Source organism: Burkholderia sp. AU39826 (assembly GCF_020419965.1).
Taxonomy (GTDB): domain Bacteria; phylum Pseudomonadota; class Gammaproteobacteria; order Burkholderiales; family Burkholderiaceae; genus Burkholderia; species Burkholderia semiarida.
The window spans coordinates 1-16,866 of sequence record NZ_JAIZQG010000015.1; the positions used below are offsets into that span (position 1 = coordinate 1).

At 68.5% G+C, this 16,866-nt stretch carries 15 protein-coding genes; 11 read left to right on the forward strand and 4 right to left on the reverse strand.

Features of this window, described 5'->3' with window-relative positions; all coding sequences use genetic code 11:
• Window positions 1–621: 621 nt before the first annotated feature.
• The 6 genes from LGM42_RS22715 to LGM42_RS22740 all read left to right on the forward strand — a co-directional run bounded on the left by LGM42_RS22715 (window position 622) and on the right by LGM42_RS22740 (window position 6,503).
• Window positions 622–2,751, forward strand: a complete 2,130-nt coding sequence (locus LGM42_RS22715) for a site-specific recombinase (RefSeq protein WP_226233251.1) — start codon at window positions 622–624, stop codon at window positions 2,749–2,751.
• 158 nt (window positions 2,752–2,909) lie between these two features.
• Complete coding sequence (locus tag LGM42_RS22720; RefSeq protein ID WP_226233252.1) at window positions 2,910–4,211, forward strand: THUMP domain-containing class I SAM-dependent RNA methyltransferase; 1,302 nt, start codon at window positions 2,910–2,912, stop codon at window positions 4,209–4,211.
• 314 nt (window positions 4,212–4,525) lie between these two features.
• Entirely contained in the window at window positions 4,526–4,930 is a 405-nt protein-coding gene (locus tag LGM42_RS22725) for a VOC family protein (RefSeq protein WP_059581142.1), read from the forward strand.
• A gap of 73 nt (window positions 4,931–5,003) precedes the next feature.
• Window positions 5,004–5,690 (forward strand): helix-turn-helix transcriptional regulator, encoded by a 687-nt coding sequence (locus LGM42_RS22730; protein WP_059581139.1) that lies wholly within the window; start codon window positions 5,004–5,006, stop codon window positions 5,688–5,690.
• Window positions 5,691–6,096: 406 nt separating this feature from the next.
• Window positions 6,097–6,237, forward strand: a complete 141-nt coding sequence (locus tag LGM42_RS22735; protein WP_226233253.1) for a hypothetical protein — start codon at window positions 6,097–6,099, stop codon at window positions 6,235–6,237.
• On the forward strand, window positions 6,231–6,503 hold the full coding sequence (locus LGM42_RS22740; protein WP_226233254.1) for a T6SS amidase immunity protein Tai4 family protein: 273 nt from the start codon (window positions 6,231–6,233) through the stop codon (window positions 6,501–6,503). Before LGM42_RS22735 ends, LGM42_RS22740 begins: the two co-directional genes overlap by 7 nt.
• A 103-nt stretch (window positions 6,504–6,606) precedes the next feature.
• Here LGM42_RS22740 and LGM42_RS22745 read toward each other — a convergent pair whose 3' ends face one another.
• From LGM42_RS22745 to LGM42_RS22755, 3 genes are read right to left on the reverse strand one after another with little or no spacing between them, the layout of a single operon-like run.
• The gene (locus LGM42_RS22745) at window positions 6,607–8,061 is read right to left on the reverse strand and encodes an NAD(P)(+) transhydrogenase (Re/Si-specific) subunit beta (RefSeq protein ID WP_059581136.1); all 1,455 of its coding nucleotides are present in this window, start codon (window positions 8,059–8,061) and stop codon (window positions 6,607–6,609) included.
• Window positions 8,058–8,384: an NAD(P) transhydrogenase subunit alpha gene (locus LGM42_RS22750; RefSeq protein WP_006476884.1), complete on the reverse strand. Its 327-nt coding sequence runs from the start codon at window positions 8,382–8,384 to the stop codon at window positions 8,058–8,060. The genes LGM42_RS22745 and LGM42_RS22750 overlap by 4 nt, the downstream gene beginning before the upstream one ends.
• Before the next feature lie 11 nt (window positions 8,385–8,395).
• Entirely contained in the window at window positions 8,396–9,535 is a 1,140-nt protein-coding gene (locus LGM42_RS22755) for a Re/Si-specific NAD(P)(+) transhydrogenase subunit alpha (RefSeq protein ID WP_059581130.1), read from the reverse strand.
• Window positions 9,536–9,817: 282 nt separating this feature from the next.
• On the opposite strand from LGM42_RS22755, the gene LGM42_RS22760 reads away from it, so the two are divergent.
• The 3 genes from LGM42_RS22760 (at window position 9,818) to LGM42_RS22770 (ending at window position 13,269) form a co-directional block, all read left to right on the forward strand.
• Window positions 9,818–10,327 (forward strand): NUDIX hydrolase, encoded by a 510-nt coding sequence (locus tag LGM42_RS22760; RefSeq protein ID WP_059501004.1) that lies wholly within the window; start codon window positions 9,818–9,820, stop codon window positions 10,325–10,327.
• The gene (gene mnmA, locus LGM42_RS22765; RefSeq protein WP_226233255.1) at window positions 10,324–11,529 is read left to right on the forward strand and encodes a tRNA 2-thiouridine(34) synthase MnmA; all 1,206 of its coding nucleotides are present in this window, start codon (window positions 10,324–10,326) and stop codon (window positions 11,527–11,529) included. The genes LGM42_RS22760 and mnmA overlap by 4 nt, the downstream gene beginning before the upstream one ends.
• 120 nt (window positions 11,530–11,649) lie before the next feature.
• Window positions 11,650–13,269, forward strand: coding sequence for an FMN-binding glutamate synthase family protein (locus LGM42_RS22770; RefSeq protein ID WP_226233256.1), 1,620 nt, complete (start codon window positions 11,650–11,652; stop codon window positions 13,267–13,269).
• A gap of 116 nt (window positions 13,270–13,385) precedes the next feature.
• Here the strand turns inward: LGM42_RS22770 and LGM42_RS22775 are convergent, their stop codons facing one another.
• Window positions 13,386–13,997 carry a glutathione S-transferase family protein gene (locus tag LGM42_RS22775; protein WP_059581211.1) on the reverse strand — a complete coding sequence of 204 codons (612 nt, stop codon included), beginning with the start codon at window positions 13,995–13,997 and terminating at the stop codon, window positions 13,386–13,388.
• A 188-nt stretch (window positions 13,998–14,185) separates the two neighbouring features.
• Here LGM42_RS22775 and LGM42_RS22780 point away from each other — a divergent pair, with 188 nt between their 5' ends.
• Window positions 14,186–15,571, forward strand: coding sequence for an aminopeptidase P N-terminal domain-containing protein (locus LGM42_RS22780; RefSeq protein ID WP_226233257.1), 1,386 nt, complete (start codon window positions 14,186–14,188; stop codon window positions 15,569–15,571).
• Between the two features lie 37 nt (window positions 15,572–15,608).
• Window positions 15,609–16,796 (forward strand): UbiH/UbiF/VisC/COQ6 family ubiquinone biosynthesis hydroxylase, encoded by a 1,188-nt coding sequence (locus LGM42_RS22785; RefSeq protein ID WP_226233258.1) that lies wholly within the window; start codon window positions 15,609–15,611, stop codon window positions 16,794–16,796.
• Window positions 16,797–16,866 lie beyond the last annotated feature (70 nt).

The following is a 16,866-nucleotide window of genomic DNA, read 5'->3' on the forward strand; positions in this document are numbered from 1 at the left end:
ATGGCCGCCCGCGGCGCCGCGGCGGCCGCGCCGGCTGCCGGCGGCAAGACGGCCGCGGCGCCGGTCGTGCCGTGCCCGGCCAACCCGACGTCCGGCGGCGACGCCGGCGCGGCGGGCAAGTCGGGCGCATAAGCGAACGCAGGCGGCACGGGCGCGAACGTTCGACACGGCGCGGCGTTCGCGTGCGCGGTGTCGAACGGCGCGGCGCGTCCGGTCGCACGCGCCGAAAGCCGAACGCCGGCAGCATGCCGCCGCAGCCGCCCTCGCTTACCGCGCCCCACGGCCGGACGGCCATTTACATTCTTTGTCAAAGCCGGCGGAACCCGCGCCATGCCAAGCGGTCGGCTTGCGTTTTCCGGCCCGATTGACGATCCTACGCACTTTCAGGCTTGCGCCGTTCGTCGTGCGCGCCAGCCAGCGGCGCCGGGCCGCGTTCAGCCCGACCGCCGTGCCTCCCGGCGCCCGCACGCGAATCGCGTGCACCGCGGCGGGGCAGCCGCATCGCGGGTCGCCGCGCGTCGTCCGGCCACCGGCCCCGTCTCACCCGTGCTCACCGGCGCCGCGCCGTTTTCCCGGCCGGCATCCCGAACCCGCCCGTCCCGGGCTTTCGCTATTCCGTTTATGTTTCGTTCCCTGACGACCCTGATCAAGAAGTGGCGCGCGTCGCGCAATGCCGGTCACCAGCTCGATGCGCTGCTCGCGCACGCCGACGCCGACGCGTCGTACGCCGAGCGCAGCGAATGGCTGATCGAGCTCGCGCACTGGCTGCGCCGCAACGGTACGGTGCAGGACGCGCCGGCCGCGCGCGACGCCGACACGCGCGCGTATCCGGCCCATGCGCGGCTGCGCTACCTGTTCCATGTGCTCGATCGCAACCCCGCGTGGAAAGCGCACGCCGCGCGCATCCTGCGCGGCATCCTGCGCGAGTGCGACGGCATCTCGCTGCTGTGCGACGCCGGCATGCCCGTGCATTCGGGCTTCTTCGGCGCGCTGTTCGAGCGGATCGACTCGTCGCTGATCCCGCCCGCGCCGAACCGCCGCGAGCTGTCGGCGCTGTTCACGCTGATGTTCCCCGCGCCCGAGGACGCGAAATGGATCGACGCGCTGCCCGACGACCTGCTCGCGCGCCTCGCCCAACTGCTGTCGTTCGACGTCACCGACGAAGAGCGCCACGAGCCCGGCTCGTTCTCGCGCGACTTGCTGGCCGCGCTGCACAACCTGACCTGCCAGATCAGCTCGACGGGCCTGTCGCAGACGGTGCGCAGCCGGCTGTCCGACGACGACGCGCGCAAGCCGCTGGAACGCCAGCCGCTCGAATCGCAGCCGTTCTACCGCCTGACGCGCGCGATGCTCGCGGTCGAGACCGCGCATGCGGCCGTCGAGGACGGCGGCGACCCGAGCAAGCTGCTGCACGAGGTGAACTACCTGCGCGTGCTGCTCGACGAATGCCGGATCGCCGTCGACGACGTGTTCGCGCACCTGTACCGCAACGGCGTGTCGGTCGACATCGTGTTCCAGGTCGAGCGGATGCGCATGCGCATCCTGCGCGCGGAAACGCTGCTCAACGCGTGGATGGCGCGCGACGACCTGCACGGAATGGCGCACCTGACGGCGGAGCTCGTCGACGCGAACCAGAACAGCCAGAGCGTCGCGCACCTCGTGCGCAGCAACTTCTCGCTGTTCGCGCGCAAGCTCGTCGAGACCAACGCGGACACCGGCGAACACTACATCTCGCGCGGCCGCGCCGAGTACCTGAAGATGCTGCGGATGGCCGCGGGCGGCGGCCTCGTCACCGTCGCGACGGTATGCGTGAAGTTCGCGATCACCGGCGCGCACCTGCAGTCGATGCTCGAAGGGCTGCTCGCCGGCATCAACTACGCGGCCAGCTTCATGCTGATGCACTTCCTGCACTTCACGCTCGCGACCAAGCAGCCCGCGATGACCGCGCCGACGCTCGCGCGCGAGCTCGACGACACCGGCCACGACGAAGGCGTGAAGGCGTTCGTCACATCGGTGATCGCGCTGATCCGCACGCAGGCGGCCGCGATTTCCGGCAACGTGCTCGTCGTGCTGCCCGTGTGCCTGCTCGTGCAGCTGTTCGCGGCCAACGTGCTGCACACGAACGTGATTTCGCCGGAGAAGGCGCACGCGACGCTGCATTCGTTCTCGCTGCTGGGCCCGACGCCGTTCTACGCGGCGCTGACGGGCGTGCTGCTGTGGGCGTCGAGCCTGCTCGCGGGCTGGGCCGACAACTGGTTCGTGCTGCACCGGGTCGGCGACGCGCTCACGTACAACCGCCGGCTGCGCCTCACGCTCGGCGCGGCCGGCGCCGCGAAGCTCGCGCACTTCTGCCGGTCGAACGTCGCCGGCGTGGTCGCGAACGTCGGTCTCGGCCTGATGCTCGGCCTCGTTCCGGCGATCGTCACCGTGTTCATGTTCCCGTTCGAGGTGCGGCACGTGACGCTGTCGGCCGGCTCGATCGGCGTCGCGCTCGGCGTACTGGGCAAGGGTGCGCTCGGCACGCCCGAGCTGTGGTGGGCCGCCGCCGGCGTGCTCAGCATGGCGATCCTCAACGTGCTCGTGAGCTTCGCGCTCGCGTTCACGATGGCCGTGCGCTCGCGCAGCCTGCGCCCGACCAAGGTGCGCGCGCTCGTCGCGGCGATCGTCCGCACGATGCTGTCGAATCCGCTGGCGCTGTTCTGGCCGGCCGGCAATCCGAGCACGCGCGTCGGCCAGCCGGGCGCGCACTGACCGGCGGCGAGGCGGCGGCGCCCGGCCGGCCTCCCTGCCTCGCCGCCCCTGCCGGCGCGCGCGAACGGCGGTTGCGCCGGCGCCGCCGCGCCGAAACGCCGGCCCCGGTCGCCCGCGCCGCGTACAATAGTGGACTTTTGCACGTCCTCACCCGCCTTATGTCCTCGCCCACCCTGTTCGAATTCTTCGCCCCCTGCCCGCGCGGCCTCGAAGCGGCGCTTGCCGCCGAGCTGGCCGAAATCGCCGGCCGCTACCTGAACGGCGCGCCGTTCACCGCGGGCGCGCAGGTGCCGGGCGGCGTCCATTTCAGCGGCGGCTGGGCCGCCGGCATGGCCGCCAACCTCCATTCGCGGATCGCGAGCCGGATCCTGCTGAAGATCGCGCACGGCCCGTACCGCAACGAGCAGGACGTCTACGCGCTCGCGCTCGAGCAGCCGTGGGAACGCTGGTTCGCGTCGACGCAGACACTGCGCATCGACATCACCGCGATCAAGTCGCCGCTGAAAAGCCTCGAATTCACGACACTGCGCGTGAAGGACGCGATCTGCGACCGGATGCGCGAGAAAACCGGCTCGCGCCCGAGCATCGACACCGGTGCGCCGGACGTGCGCGTGTTCGCGTTCCTGACCGCGGGCGAATGCACGCTGTACCTCGACACGTCGGGCGAGCCGCTCTTCAAGCGCGGCTGGCGCCTCGACAAGGGCGCGGCGCCGCTGCGCGAGAACCTCGCGGCCGGCATCCTGCGGCTGACGGGCTGGAAGCCCGGCACCGCGCTGTACGACCCGATGTGCGGCAGCGGCACGTTCCTCGCGGAAGCCGCGCAGATCGCGCTCGGCGTGGCGCCGGGCGTCGAGCGCCGGTTCGGCTTCGAAAAGCTCAAGCAGTACGACATCACCGCGTGGCAGGGGCTGAAGGTCCCGGCGCTCGACGCGAAGCGCGCGGCGCGGGCCCAGCGCGGCGAAGCGCTCGGCGTGTACGGCAGCGACATCTCCGGCGACATGCTCGAGAAGGCACGCGCGAACCTCGAGCGCGCGGGCGTGCCGTCGGTGTGGCTCAAGCAGGTCGACGCGCGCGGGATGACGCCGCCGTGCGACGGGCCGGGCATCCTTCTCGCGAACCCGCCGTACGGCGAGCGGATCGAAGTGCGCGGCCGCAGCGCGCGCGGCGAGGTGCGCGAGACCGGCCGCAACCGCGGCAACGACGACGCGTTCCGCCGCACGCACACCGACGCGCCGGACAGCGAGTTCTTCAACGCGCTCGGCGATGCGCTGAAGCAGCGCTTCACGGGCTGGCAGGCGTTCCTGCTGACGTCCGACCGTTCGCTGCCGGGCCAGTTGCGGCTGCGCGAATCGGCCAAGACGCCGCTGTTCAACGGCGCGCTCGAATGCCGGCTGTTCCGCTTCGACCTGATCGCAGGCAGCGTGAAGGCGCGCCCGGCCGCACAGGAAGGCGACGCCTGACCCTGACGCGCCGAACTCGCGCGAACGTCGCGGCGGCCGCTGCCGCCTGCTGACACTCCGATGACGCCCGGCATCCGCCGGGCGTTTTGTTTTGCGCGGCACCGATGCAAGCGGGGCCGCGCCCGCTCCGCCCGCCCGGCCCCGTACGCGCCGCCGCCCGGGCGCACGCCGCCGATGCGGTCGACGGGGCCCTTTTGTCAGCACCGCCATCACTACTGACAGCACGCTGTCAGGAGCCCCCGCTCACACTGCAATCCCGGCGCAATGCAAGGCTGGTTTCCGTCCAGAACAACCCGAACAACAAGGAGCTCGTCATGACGTCCGCAACTGCAACCGCAACCCTGGAACGCGCGATCGCGTGGTTCGACATTCCGTCCCTCGATTTCGACCGTGCGATCCGCTTCTACGAAACCGTGCTGCAAACCACGTTGCAGCGCGAGGTCATCGGCGGCGTGCCGATGGCGATGTTCGATCACGAAGCGTCGAGCACGGGCGGCAGCATCGTGTTCGATCCGCAGCAGATGAAGCCGAGCGCGAACGGCGTGCTCGTCTACCTGAACGCCGGCGAATCGGTCGTCGCCGCGCTCGAACGCGCGAAGCGCGCGGGCGGCGTCGTGCAGGGCTCGGTCGTCGAGCTGCCGAACAACTACGGCTACGTCGGCTACCTGATCGACACGGAAGGCAACCGCGTCGGCCTGCACGCGCCGAAATGCCACTGAGCGCAGCGGTCAGCGGGCCGGCGCGGCGCTATCATCGCGAAGTCCCCGTAGCCAGAGGAATCGAGGTGCCGTCATGACCCGCCGTGCCGACCGTCTGTTCCAGATCGCCGAGCTGTTGCGCGGGCGTCGTCTCACGACCGCGCAGCAACTGGCCGACTGGCTGTCGGTGTCGCCGCGCACGGTCTATCGCGACGTGCGCGACCTGCAACTGTCAGGGGTGCCGATCGAAGGCGAAGCCGGCATCGGTTACCGGCTGAACCGCAACGCGAGCCTGCCGCCGCTCACGTTCACGGCCGAGGAGCTGGCGGCGCTCGCCACGGGCGCGCGGATGCTCGAAACCTGGGGCGGTGCGCGCTTCGCGAGCGGCGCGCGCTCGGCGCTCGCGAAGATCGCGTCGGCGATGCCGGCCGACAAGCGCACGGCGCTCGACCGCCTGCCCGTGTTCGCGCCGTCGTTCCACATCGACGAGACGTTTTGCGCGAAGGTCGACGCGATCCACCAGGCGATCGACACGCGCCACATCGTCAGCTTCGCCTATCGCGACCGGCTCGGCGCGCATTCGCAGCGCCGCGTATGGCCGCTCGGGCTCGTCTACTGGGGCGGGCGCTGGACGATCGGCGCGTGGTGCGAACTGCGCGGCGATTTCCGCACCTTCGACATCGCGCGGATGGGCGACATCACCGTGCACGAGCAGTTTCCGGACATGGAAGGCCGGCGGATCGCCGACTACATGCGGATCGCGGAAGCGCCGATGAAGTGACGCATCGGGCCGTCGCGGGATGGAAAACGGCGCCGGGAAAATCGGCGCCGTCACTTTCGAATCTCTCTCGTTTTCATTCGAATTTCCGTACCGACCGCTTCTTGGAACGAAGCGGTCGGACGGAACCGTTCGTCGCACAATCAACGAAACCGGCGAGATTTTTCATACACGTCCATTTTCTGGATCGTCAGCACACTGCGCACAATCGAGCTTGCTTGTCGATTTTTTCACGGCACGATCCGCCCATGATCCTGAGGATTTGAGGAATCGGCTCGCGCCTCTCAGTCAATTCCGATTGGATTAACAACATGTCGAGACCGTCATTCTCCAGTGGATGGCACGCCTTCATGAGAGTCAAAGTTTCAGTCGATGAAGTCAGGACACGGATTCCGGAAACCGCATCGATATGGGTATTGCGCTGAAAGACCCGCGGCTCGCGCTCGCGATGGCTCTCGCAATCGGCTCCGTCACGGCGGCACCCCGAGCCACGGTCGCGGCCCCGATGCTCGCCATGCTGTCGAACGGTATTCGCAAAAAACGTTGCTGAAGAACTGGGCACTCGGTGTTTGCCTTGCCGGGATCGCGCACGATACCCGCGATCGTGACGACGCCAATGCCACCGCAAGCGCCTATCTGGAATTCGGCGATCAGCCAATCGAGGCCTACGACGCGCTCCGCGCGCTCCCGCAACGGTATGTCGAACGACAATACAGCGGGTCGATTCCAGCGTCGTTCAATACGATGAAGTGCATCGACCTCTTCCACAGTCGGGAACTCGACGCGCTTTCCGATCGGCTGACAAAAGCGCGCTAGCGCGGCGGGGGCCAATACGTGCGCCCCCTGCATTGCACATGTCATGGCATGCGCGCGACCGCATTCGCTCCGTCATGAATGCAGCCGGCGCGCCGCCTTGCCGTCACTCGACGGCCTTCACCATGTCCTCGATGACCTTCTTCGCATCGCCAAACACCATCATCGTCTTGTCCATGTAGAACAGGTCGTTGTCGAGGCCCGCGTAGCCGGCCGCCATCGAGCGCTTGTTGACGATCACCGTGCGCGCCTTGTACGCCTCGATGATCGGCATCCCCGCGATCGGCGATTTCGGATCGTTCTTCGCCGCCGGGTTCACGACGTCGTTCGCGCCGAGCACGAGCACCACGTCCACCTGGCCGAATTCGCCGTTGATGTCCTCCATCTCGTGCACGATCTCGTACGGCACCTCCGCTTCCGCGAGCAGCACGTTCATGTGCCCCGGCATCCGCCCGGCGACCGGGTGGATCGCGTACTTCACGTCGATGCCCTTCTCGACCAGCTTGTCGGTCAGCTCCTTCAGCGCGTGCTGCGCACGGGCGACGGCGAGCCCGTAACCCGGCACGATCACGACCGATTCCGCGTTGCCGAGCATGAACGCCGCGTCGTCGGCCGAACCCGACTTCACCGGCCGCTGCTCCTGCGCGCCACCCGCGCCGCCGGCCGCCGCTTCCCCGCCGAACCCGCCGAGGATCACGTTGAAGAACGAGCGGTTCATCGCATGGCACATGATGTACGACAGGATCGCGCCCGACGAGCCGACCAGCGAACCGGCGATGATCAGCATCGCGTTGTTCAGCGAGAAGCCGATGCCGGCCGCGGCCCAGCCCGAGTACGAGTTCAGCATCGACACGACCACCGGCATGTCCGCGCCGCCGATCGGGATGATGATCAGCACGCCGAGCACGAACGCGATCGCCGTCATGATGATGAACGGCAGCCACGCCTGCGTGATGAAGAACAGGATGCCGAAGCCGAGCATCGCGATCGCGAGCATCAGGTTGATCAGGTGCTGGCCCGCGTACACGACCGGCGCGCCCTGGAACAGCCGGAACTTGTACTTGCCCGACAGCTTGCCGAACGCGATCACCGAACCGGAGAACGTGATCGCGCCGACGAACGTGCCGATGAACAGCTCGACGCGGTTGCCGTACGGGATGAAGCTCGACGACACCGCGTCCTGCGGCACGAGCCCGAACGCTTCCGGCTCCGACACCACCGCATACGCGATGCACACGGCCGCGAGACCGATCAGCGAGTGCATCGCCGCGACGAGTTCCGGCATCTTCGTCATCTCGACGCGCGCGGCGACGAATGCCCCGACGCCGCCGCCGACGATCAGCGCGCCGAGCACGAGCGCGAGGCCGAGCGGCAGGTTCGCGCCGAGCCACGCGGCCTGCTTGACGATCAGCGCGATCGTCGTGAGGATCGCGATGGCCATCCCGACCATCCCGAACAGGTTGCCGCGCCGCGCGCTCTTCGGGTTCGACAGGCCCTTCAGCGCCTGGATGAAGCACACCGACGCGACAAGGTACAGCAGCGTAACGACGTTCATGCTCATCGCGCGCCCTCCTTGCCGCCCTCGACACGCTTGGGCTCCTTCTTGCGGAACATCTCGAGCATGCGCCTCGTCACGAGAAAGCCGCCGAACACGTTGACGGCCGCGAGCGCGACGGCGAGCGTGCCGAAGAACTTGCCGGTCGCGCCGACGGTGAGCGCCGCCGCGAGCATCGCGCCGACGATCACGATCGCCGAGATCGCGTTGGTCACGGCCATCAGCGGCGTATGCAGCGCCGGCGTGACGTTCCAGACGACGTGGTAGCCGACGTACACCGCCAGCACGAAGATGATCACGTTGATCACCGTGTGATTGATGACTTCCATGGTCTCCTCCGTTATTTGCGCGTGACTTCGCCGTCGCGGCACAGCAGCGTCGCGGCGACGATGTCGTCGGTCAGGTCGATGTTCAGCGTGCCTTCCTTCGTGACGATCAGCTTCATGAAATCGAGCAGGTTGCGCGCGTACAGCGCCGACGCGTCCGACGCGACCATCGACGCGAGGTTCGTGTAGCCGGCGATCGTCACGCCGTTGTGCACGATCACCTGGTCGGCGACGGTCAGCGGGCAGTTGCCGCCCTTGCGGCCGTCGAATTCCGGGCCGCGGCCGGCCGCGAGATCGACGAGCACCGCGCCGGGCTTCATCGACTGCACGGTCTCCACCGAGATCAACGTCGGCGCCGGGCGCCCCGGAATCAGCGCGGTGGTGATCACGATGTCGGCCTGCTTCGCGCGCTCGTGCACGAGCGCGGCCTGGCGGCCGAGCCACGACGGCGGCATCGGGCGCGCATAGCCGCCGACACCCTGCGCGGCTTCGCGCTCTTCGTCGGTTTCGAACGGGACGTCGAGGAATTTCGCGCCGAGCGACTCGATCTGCTCCTTCACGGCCGGCCGCACGTCGGACGCCTCGATCACGGCGCCCAGCCGCTTCGCGGTCGCGATCGCCTGCAGGCCCGCGACGCCCGCGCCGAGAATCAGCACGCGCGCCGCCTTCACGGTACCCGCGGCCGTCATCAGCATCGGCATGAACCGCGGATACAGCGACGCGGCCACCAGCACGGCCTTGTAGCCGGCGATGTTCGCCTGCGACGACAGCACGTCGAGACTCTGCGCGCGCGTCGTGCGCGGCGCGGCCTCGAGCGCGAAGCCGGTCACGCCGGCCGCGGCGAGTTTCGCCGCCTGCTCGCCATTGAACGGCTCAAGCATGCCGACCAGCACGGTGCCGCGCTTGAGCGACGGCAGTTCGGCGTCGGTGGGCGCCTGGACCTTCAGCACGAGGTCGGCGTCGAAAGCGGCCGACTGGTCGGTCAATTCGGCGCCGGCGGCCGCATAGGCTTCGTCGGGATAGCTGGCCGCGGTGCCGGCCCCTTTCGCGATACTGACCCGATGGCCGGCCGCCGCGTATTTCTTCACGGTTTCCGGCGTCGCGGCCACACGCGCCTCGTTGGCCCGCGTTTCAGCAGGCACTCCAATATGCATCGTCAGTTCCTCCAGTCATTGTCAGTATTTCTTTTCTTGCGATCTTTTTACTGCGCAACGAGCCGGACAGGCTGACTTACCGGCTCACGAGCAACGGCGTTCACGCTGCACTTTAACCGAAAGCGATGGCCCCGCCAGCACTTTCCGCACGATCGTGCTCGAATGCGACGTCGGTTTGATCCGCGCCGCCATGTCCCGCCGGGGCCGACGAATCCGAAAGGGTCGGATTCGTCTAACGGAACGGCCGGCAGCGTTCGGGCGCAACCGGTAAAATGCCGAACCATGAAACCCGAAATCTGGACCCCGCATGTGACGGTCGCCGCGCTCGTCGAGCGCGCCGGCCGCTTTCTCGTGATCGAGGAAGAAACCTCGACGGGCCTGCGCATCAACCAGCCGGCCGGTCACCTCGAAGCCGGCGAAACGCTGGCCGACGCGGTGATCCGCGAAACGCTGGAGGAAACCGCGCACCCGTTCACGCCCGACGCACTCGTCGGCGTCTATCTCGCGCACTACGACCGCCCCGGCAGCGCCGGCGCGACCTACCTGCGCTTCACGTTCTGCGGCACGGCCGGCGAACCGGTCGCGGGCCACGTGCTCGACGACGGCATCGTCCGCACGCTGTGGATGACGGCCGACGAGCTGCGCGCCTGCAGCGAGCGCCATCGTTCGCCCGCGGTGATGCGCTGCGTCGACGACTATCTCGCCGGGCGGCGCATTCCGCTCGATTTCGTACACACGCACTCGGTCGCCCCGCGCCCCGAGGCATTCGAACGTCAGGCGGTCGGCAAATGAGCAAGCGCCGTGTAGTGGTAGGCATGTCGGGCGGCGTCGATTCGTCGGTGACCGCGTGGCTGCTGAAGGAACAGGGCTACGACGTGGTCGGCCTGTTCATGAAGAACTGGGAAGACGACGACGACGGCGAGTACTGCTCGACGCGCCAGGACTGGATCGACGTCGTGTCGGTGGCCGACCTGATCGGCATCGACGTGGAAGCCGTCAACTTCGCGGCGGAATACAAGGATCGCGTGTTCGCCGAATTCCTGCGCGAATACTCGGCCGGCCGCACGCCGAACCCCGACGTGCTGTGCAACGCCGAGATCAAGTTCAAGGCGTTCCTCGACCACGCGATGTCGCTCGACGCGGAAATGATCGCGACCGGCCACTATGCGCGCGTGCGCGAACGCGACGGGCGTTTCGAACTGCTGAAGGCGTTCGATCACACGAAGGACCAGTCGTACTTCCTGCACCGGCTGAACCAGGCGCAGCTGTCGAAGACGATGTTCCCGCTCGGCGAGATCCCGAAGACGAAGGTGCGCGAGATCGCCGCGCTGATCGGGTTGCCGAATGCGAAGAAGAAGGATTCGACCGGCATCTGCTTCATCGGCGAACGGCCGTTCCGCGATTTCCTGAACCGTTATCTTCCGACGAAGCCCGGCCCGATGAAGACGCCCGACGGCAAGGTGGTCGGCGAGCACATCGGCCTCGCGTTCTACACGTTCGGCCAGCGCAAGGGCATCGGGCTCGGCGGCAGCAAGAGCGGCAGCGGCGAGCCGTGGTTCGTCGCCGCGAAGGACATCGCGTCGAACACGCTGTACGTCGTGCAGGGCCACGATCATCCGTGGCTGCTGTCGCGCGAGCTCGTCGCCGGCAACGTGAGCTGGGTCGCCGGCGAGCCGCCGGCGGACGGCTTCGCGTGCGGCGCGAAGACGCGCTACCGGCAGGCCGATGCGGCGTGCGTATTCGGTCGGGCCGCGACAGGTCGGGCCGCGCTAGGTCGGGCCGCGATCGACGCCGCGGCAGCCGGCCCGGCAGGCGAGGCGCGCTTCTCGCTCGCGTTCGACGATGCGCAGTGGGCCGTCACGCCCGGCCAGTCGGCCGTGCTGTACGACGGCGAGATCTGTCTGGGCGGCGGCATCATCGAATCCGCGGCGACCGGCCAGCCCGGTCAGGCTGCGGCGGCGGCCCACGCGCCGGCGCTCGCCGAAGCACGCTGACACCCATTCGGTTTAGACTTGCGGCACGCCGCGCCCGGCGGAACACGATTCCGTCGCGGCCGGCGCGCCGCCTTCGCAGCGTACGCATGGCGGTATCTCAAGATTCTTACGGAGTCCCCCATGCTTTCCAGACGCTACCTCGCGATGTGGTGCGCCGTCCTGCTGCTCGTCGCCGCGGCCGCACTCGCGTCGGTCCACCGCCTTTCCTGGCTGTGGATCGTCATCCCCATCGCCCTCGTCGCGCTCGGCCTGTACGACCTGAACCAGGATCGCCACGCGATCCTGCGGAACTACCCGCTGTGGGGCCACTTCCGCTTCCTGTTCGAATTCATCCGGCCTGAAATCCGCCAGTACTTCGTCGAGGACGACACCGACGAAAAACCGTTCTCGCGCGCGCAGCGCAGCCTCGTCTACCAGCGCGCGAAGAACGTCGCCGACAACCGCCCGTACGGCACCGAGCTGAACGTGAAGGCCGTCGCGCACGAATGGATCAGCCATTCGCTCGCGCCGACGAAGCTGCCGAACCACGATTTCCGTATCCGCGTCGGCGCGAATCGCGCGCAGCCGTACGACATTTCGATCTTCAACATCTCGGCGATGAGCTTCGGCTCGCTGTCCGCGAACGCGATCCGCTCGCTGAACCTCGGCGCGAAGAAAGGCGGGTTCGCGCACGACACCGGCGAAGGCTCGCTGTCGAAGTACCACCGCGAGAACGGCGGCGACATCATCTGGGAAATCGCGTCCGGCTACTTCGGCTGCCGCAACGACGACGGCACGTTCAACCCGGACAAGTTCGCGAAGCAGGCCGCCGATCCGCAGGTCAAGATGATCGAGGTGAAGCTGTCGCAAGGCGCGAAGCCCGGCCACGGCGGCGTGCTGCCGGCCGCGAAGATCACGCCGGAAATCGCGGAGACGCGCGGCGTGCCGATGGGCAAGGACTGCATCTCGCCCGCGACGCACTCGGAATTCTCGACGCCGCGCGGGCTGCTCGAATTCGTCGAACGGCTGCGCACGCTGTCCGGCGGCAAGCCGACCGGCTTCAAGCTGTGCATCGGCCATCCGTGGGAATTCTTCGGGATCGCGAAAGCGATGCTCGAGACGGGCATCGTGCCCGACTTCATCGTCGTCGACGGCGCGGAAGGCGGCACGGGCGCGGCGCCGCTCGAATTCACCGACCACGTCGGCGTGCCGCTGCAGGAAGGGCTGCTGCTCGTGCACAACACGCTCGTCGGGATCGGCGTGCGCGACCGCGTGAAGATCGGCGCGAGCGGCAAGATCATCACCGCGTTCGACATCGCGCGCACGCTCGCGATCGGCGCGGACTGGGTGAACTCGGCGCGCGGCTTCATGTTCGCGGTCGGCTGCATCCAGGCGCAGCACTGCCATACCGACCGCTGCCCGACCGGCGTCGCGACGCAGGACCCGGTGCGCCAGCGCGCGCTCGTCGTGCCCGACAAGGCCGAGCGCGTGTACAACTTCCACCGCAATACGCTGCATGCGCTGCAGGAACTCGTGCAGGCGGCCGGCCTCGCGCATCCGTCCGAGCTGCGCGCGCACCACATCGTGCAGCGGGTCGCGCCGCACGAAGTGCGGCTGATGTCGCAACTGCTGAAATACCTGAAACCCGGTGCGCTGCTCGACGGCCAGACCTGCGGCTTCTCGCTGTACGACAAGTGGTGGCCGATCGCGCGCAGCGATTCGTTCACGCTCGGCGAAGCCGTGTACGCGTCAATCGAGTAAAGCGCACGGCAGCCCCGTTACGACGGCGGCCGGCCCGCGCCGCAAAAGCAAAAGCGCCCCGCGGGGCGCTTTTGCTTTTCTTTCGTCTGGCGAATGCGTGAAGGCCGGGCCGCGGCTCAGTTCTGCGGCAGCGTATCGGCGAACGACGGTCGCTGTTGCAGCTTCACGAAGTGCTTGTCGAGGTTCGGGTGGCGATCGCGCCAGTTGAGCTCGGGCATCCGGAAGTCGAGATAGCCGAGCGCACAGCCGAGTGCGATGTCGGCGAGCGTGTAATGATTGCCGACGCACCACGTCTTGCCGCCGAGACCCTGCGACATCGCGACGAGCGCGTCGTCGATCTTGCGTTGTTGGCGCGCGATCCAGCTCGCGCTGCGCTGCGCTTCGTCGCGCATCGTGTGTTCGAGACGGATCGCGACGGCCGCGTCGAGCACGCCGTCGCCCAGTGCCTCCCAGCAGCGCACTTCGACGCGCTCGCGGCCCGACGGCGGAATCAGCTTGCCGACCGGCGACAGCGTATCGACGTATTCGCAGATCACGCGGGAATCGAACACCGCGGCGCCATCCTCCATCACGAGGCACGGGACCTTGCCGAGCGGATTCGACGCGTGAATGTTCGTATCCGGCGCCCACACGTTCTCGAGCTCCAGCTTGTAGTCGATCTTCTTTTCGGCAAGCACGATCCGCGCCTTTCGGACGTACGGGCTGCTGAGCGAACCGATTAATTTCATCATCTGCCTTTTTAAGGGAACCGCCGCGAGTATACGTTGTCGCCGATCATAACCGGCCCGCGCGGCCGGGTAGAAAATCGGCCGTCCGGCCTGTGGATGGTTTGCAACAGCCGCCACGCGCGGCCCGGCCGGCGCGGCTTCCGGCCCCACACTCACGCACCGCGGCGCGCGGCGCTACAATCGCACGAATGAACGCGCCCCTCGATACCGCCATCGCCGTCGACGTCTACCGCCAGCGCCGTGAACGCGTGCTTGCCGCACTGCGTGCCGCGGGCGGCGGCGTCGCCATCGTCCCCACCGCGCCGGAAATGCTGCGCAACCGCGACACGGCCTACCCGTACCGGTTCGACAGCTACTTCCATTACCTGACGGGCTTCGCCGAGCCGGATGCCGTGCTCGTGCTGAACGCGGCCGCGCCGCACGGCGCGCCGGAATCGATCCTGTTCTGCCGCGCCAAGAACGTCGACCGCGAAATCTGGGAAGGCTTTCACTACGGGCCCGATGCCGCGCGCGACGCGTTCGGCTTCGACGCGGCCTTCGCGGTCGACGTGATCGACACCGAAATGCCGCGCCTGCTCGCCGATGCGGGCACCGTGCATTACCGGTTCGGCGCGTCGGCCGAGTTCGAGCGCCAGCTCGCCGGCTGGATCGACGCGGTGCGCGCGCAGGCACGCACGGGCGTCGCCGCGCCGGACGCGCTGCTCGACCTCACGCCGCTGCTCGACGGCATGCGGCTCGTGAAGGACGAACACGAACTCGCGATCATGATGCGCGCCGCGCACATCTCCGCGCTCGCGCACCGCCGCGCGATGCAGGCGTGCCGCCCCGGCATCCGCGAATACGAACTCGAGGCCGAGCTGCTGTACCTGTTCCGCAAGCACGGCGCGCAGGCGCCCGCGTACGGGTCGATCGTCGCGGCCGGCGCGAATGCGTGCGTGCTGCACTACCCGGCCGGCAACGCGGCCGCGCGGGACGGTGACCTGATCCTGATCGACGCCGCCTGCGAACTCGACGGCTATGCATCGGACATCACGCGCACGTTCCCGGCCAACGGCCGCTTCTCGCCCGCGCAGCGCACGCTGTACGACATCGTGCTCGCCGCGCAGCAGGCCGCGATCGACGCGACGCGCGCGGGCGTGCCGTTCGAGGCGCCGCACGATGCGGCCGTACGCGTGCTCGCGCAGGGGCTGCTCGATACCGGCATCATCCCGAAAACGCGCTTCTCGAACGTCGACGACGTGATCGCCGAGCGCGCATACACGCGCTTCTACATGCACCGCACCGGCCACTGGCTCGGGATGGACGTGCACGACTGCGGCGACTATCGCGAGCGGCTCGCCGCGCGCGACGCGAACGGCGCGCTGCCGTGGCGCACGCTGAAGCCGGGCATGACGCTCACCGTCGAGCCCGGCCTGTACGTGCGCGCGGCCGACGACGTGCCGCCCGAGTACTGGAACATCGGCATCCGCATCGAGGACGACGCGATCGTGCGCGAGCACGGCTGCGAACTGATCACGCGCGGCGTGCCGGTCGCGGCCGACGAGATCGAGGCGCTGATGCGCGCGGACGCATGACCGGCCGCCGACCGTTACCTCCGTTTCACGAATCAAGATGACGACCGCTTCCTCGCCGGCCACGCCGGATTACGACCTCGCCATCGTCGGCGCGGGCCCCGTCGGACTCGCGCTCGCCGGCTGGCTCGCACGCCGCAGCGCGACCCAGCATGCGTCGATCGCGCTGATCGACGCGCGCGAACCTGCCGCGAGCGCGAACGACCCGCGCGCGATCGCCGTATCGCACGGCAGCCGCGTGCTGCTCGACACGCTCGCGTGGCCGGCCGACGCCACGCCGATCGAACATATCCACGTGTCGCAACGCGGCCATTTCGGCCGCACGCTGATCGACCGCGACGAACACGCGCTCGCCGCGCTCGGCTACGTCGTGCGTTACGGCTCGATCGTGCAGGCGCTCGCGGGCACCGTGCGCGGCACGCGCGTCGACTGGCTCACGTCGACCACCGCACGCACGCCGCAGCAGGACGCCGACGGCGTCACGCTGACGCTCGACGGCCCTCAGGGCGAACGCACGCTGCGCGCGCGCATCGTCATCAATGCCGAAGGCGGGCTGTTTCATGAACGGCACGCCGATACGGGCAAGCATCGCCGCGATTACGGGCAGACCGCGATCGTCGGGACGGTCACGGTATCGGCACCGCGCCCGAACGTCGCGTGGGAGCGCTTCACGCACGAAGGCCCGCTCGCGCTGCTGCCGCTCGGCGGGCCGCGTCAGGCCGACTACTCGCTCGTGTGGTGCTGTACGCCCGACGAGGCCGCACGCCGCGCGGCGCTGCCCGACGACGCGTTCCTGCGCGAGCTCGGCGCGGCATTCGGCGAGCGGATGGGCCGGTTCGTCGCGATCGCGGGGCGGGCGTCGTTCCCGCTCGGGCTGAGCGCGGCGCAAACGCTCGTGAGCGGCCGCATCGCGATCGTCGGCAACGCCGCGCAAACGCTGCATCCGGTCGCGGGCCAGGGGCTCAACCTCGGGCTGCGCGATGCGCATACGCTCGTCGACGCACTCTCCGCGCAAGGCTTCGAAGCGACCGCGCTCGCGACCTTCAACGCGCGCCGCGCGCTCGACCGGCGCCTCACGATCGGCGCGACCGACACGCTGGCGCGCCTGTTTACGATCGACTCGGGCCCGCTTCCGCTGCTGCGCGGCGCGGCGCTCACCGCGCTCGAATTCGTGCCGCCGCTCAAGAAGGCGATCGCTCGCCAGATGATGTTCGGCCAGCGCAACTGACACGCGGCGCACCGTACGGCCCCTCCGGGCACACCAGGCAAACCGGGTCAAATCGGCGGGGCATGGGAAT

What these genes read in the sequence shown, in the direction of transcription:
- LGM42_RS22725 (WP_059581142.1), top strand. Translation starts at nt 4,526, where the DNA reads ATGACGTCCGCAACTGCAACCGCAACCCTGGAACGCGCGATCGCGTGG.
- LGM42_RS22780 (WP_226233257.1), top strand. Translation starts at nt 14,186, where the DNA reads ATGAACGCGCCCCTCGATACCGCCATCGCCGTCGACGTCTACCGCCAG.
- LGM42_RS22720 (WP_226233252.1), top strand. Translation starts at nt 2,910, where the DNA reads ATGTCCTCGCCCACCCTGTTCGAATTCTTCGCCCCCTGCCCGCGCGGC.
- LGM42_RS22760 (WP_059501004.1), top strand. Translation starts at nt 9,818, where the DNA reads ATGAAACCCGAAATCTGGACCCCGCATGTGACGGTCGCCGCGCTCGTC.
- LGM42_RS22775 (WP_059581211.1), bottom strand. Translation starts at nt 13,997, where the DNA reads ATGAAATTAATCGGTTCGCTCAGCAGCCCGTACGTCCGAAAGGCGCGG.
- LGM42_RS22755 (WP_059581130.1), bottom strand. Translation starts at nt 9,535, where the DNA reads ATGCATATTGGAGTGCCTGCTGAAACGCGGGCCAACGAGGCGCGTGTG.
- LGM42_RS22770 (WP_226233256.1), top strand. Translation starts at nt 11,650, where the DNA reads ATGCTTTCCAGACGCTACCTCGCGATGTGGTGCGCCGTCCTGCTGCTC.
- mnmA (WP_226233255.1), top strand. Translation starts at nt 10,324, where the DNA reads ATGAGCAAGCGCCGTGTAGTGGTAGGCATGTCGGGCGGCGTCGATTCG.
- LGM42_RS22730 (WP_059581139.1), top strand. Translation starts at nt 5,004, where the DNA reads ATGACCCGCCGTGCCGACCGTCTGTTCCAGATCGCCGAGCTGTTGCGC.
- LGM42_RS22785 (WP_226233258.1), top strand. Translation starts at nt 15,609, where the DNA reads ATGACGACCGCTTCCTCGCCGGCCACGCCGGATTACGACCTCGCCATC.
- LGM42_RS22745 (WP_059581136.1), bottom strand. Translation starts at nt 8,061, where the DNA reads ATGAGCATGAACGTCGTTACGCTGCTGTACCTTGTCGCGTCGGTGTGC.
- LGM42_RS22750 (WP_006476884.1), bottom strand. Translation starts at nt 8,384, where the DNA reads ATGGAAGTCATCAATCACACGGTGATCAACGTGATCATCTTCGTGCTG.
- LGM42_RS22715 (WP_226233251.1), top strand. Translation starts at nt 622, where the DNA reads ATGTTTCGTTCCCTGACGACCCTGATCAAGAAGTGGCGCGCGTCGCGC.
- LGM42_RS22735 (WP_226233253.1), top strand. Translation starts at nt 6,097, where the DNA reads ATGGGTATTGCGCTGAAAGACCCGCGGCTCGCGCTCGCGATGGCTCTC.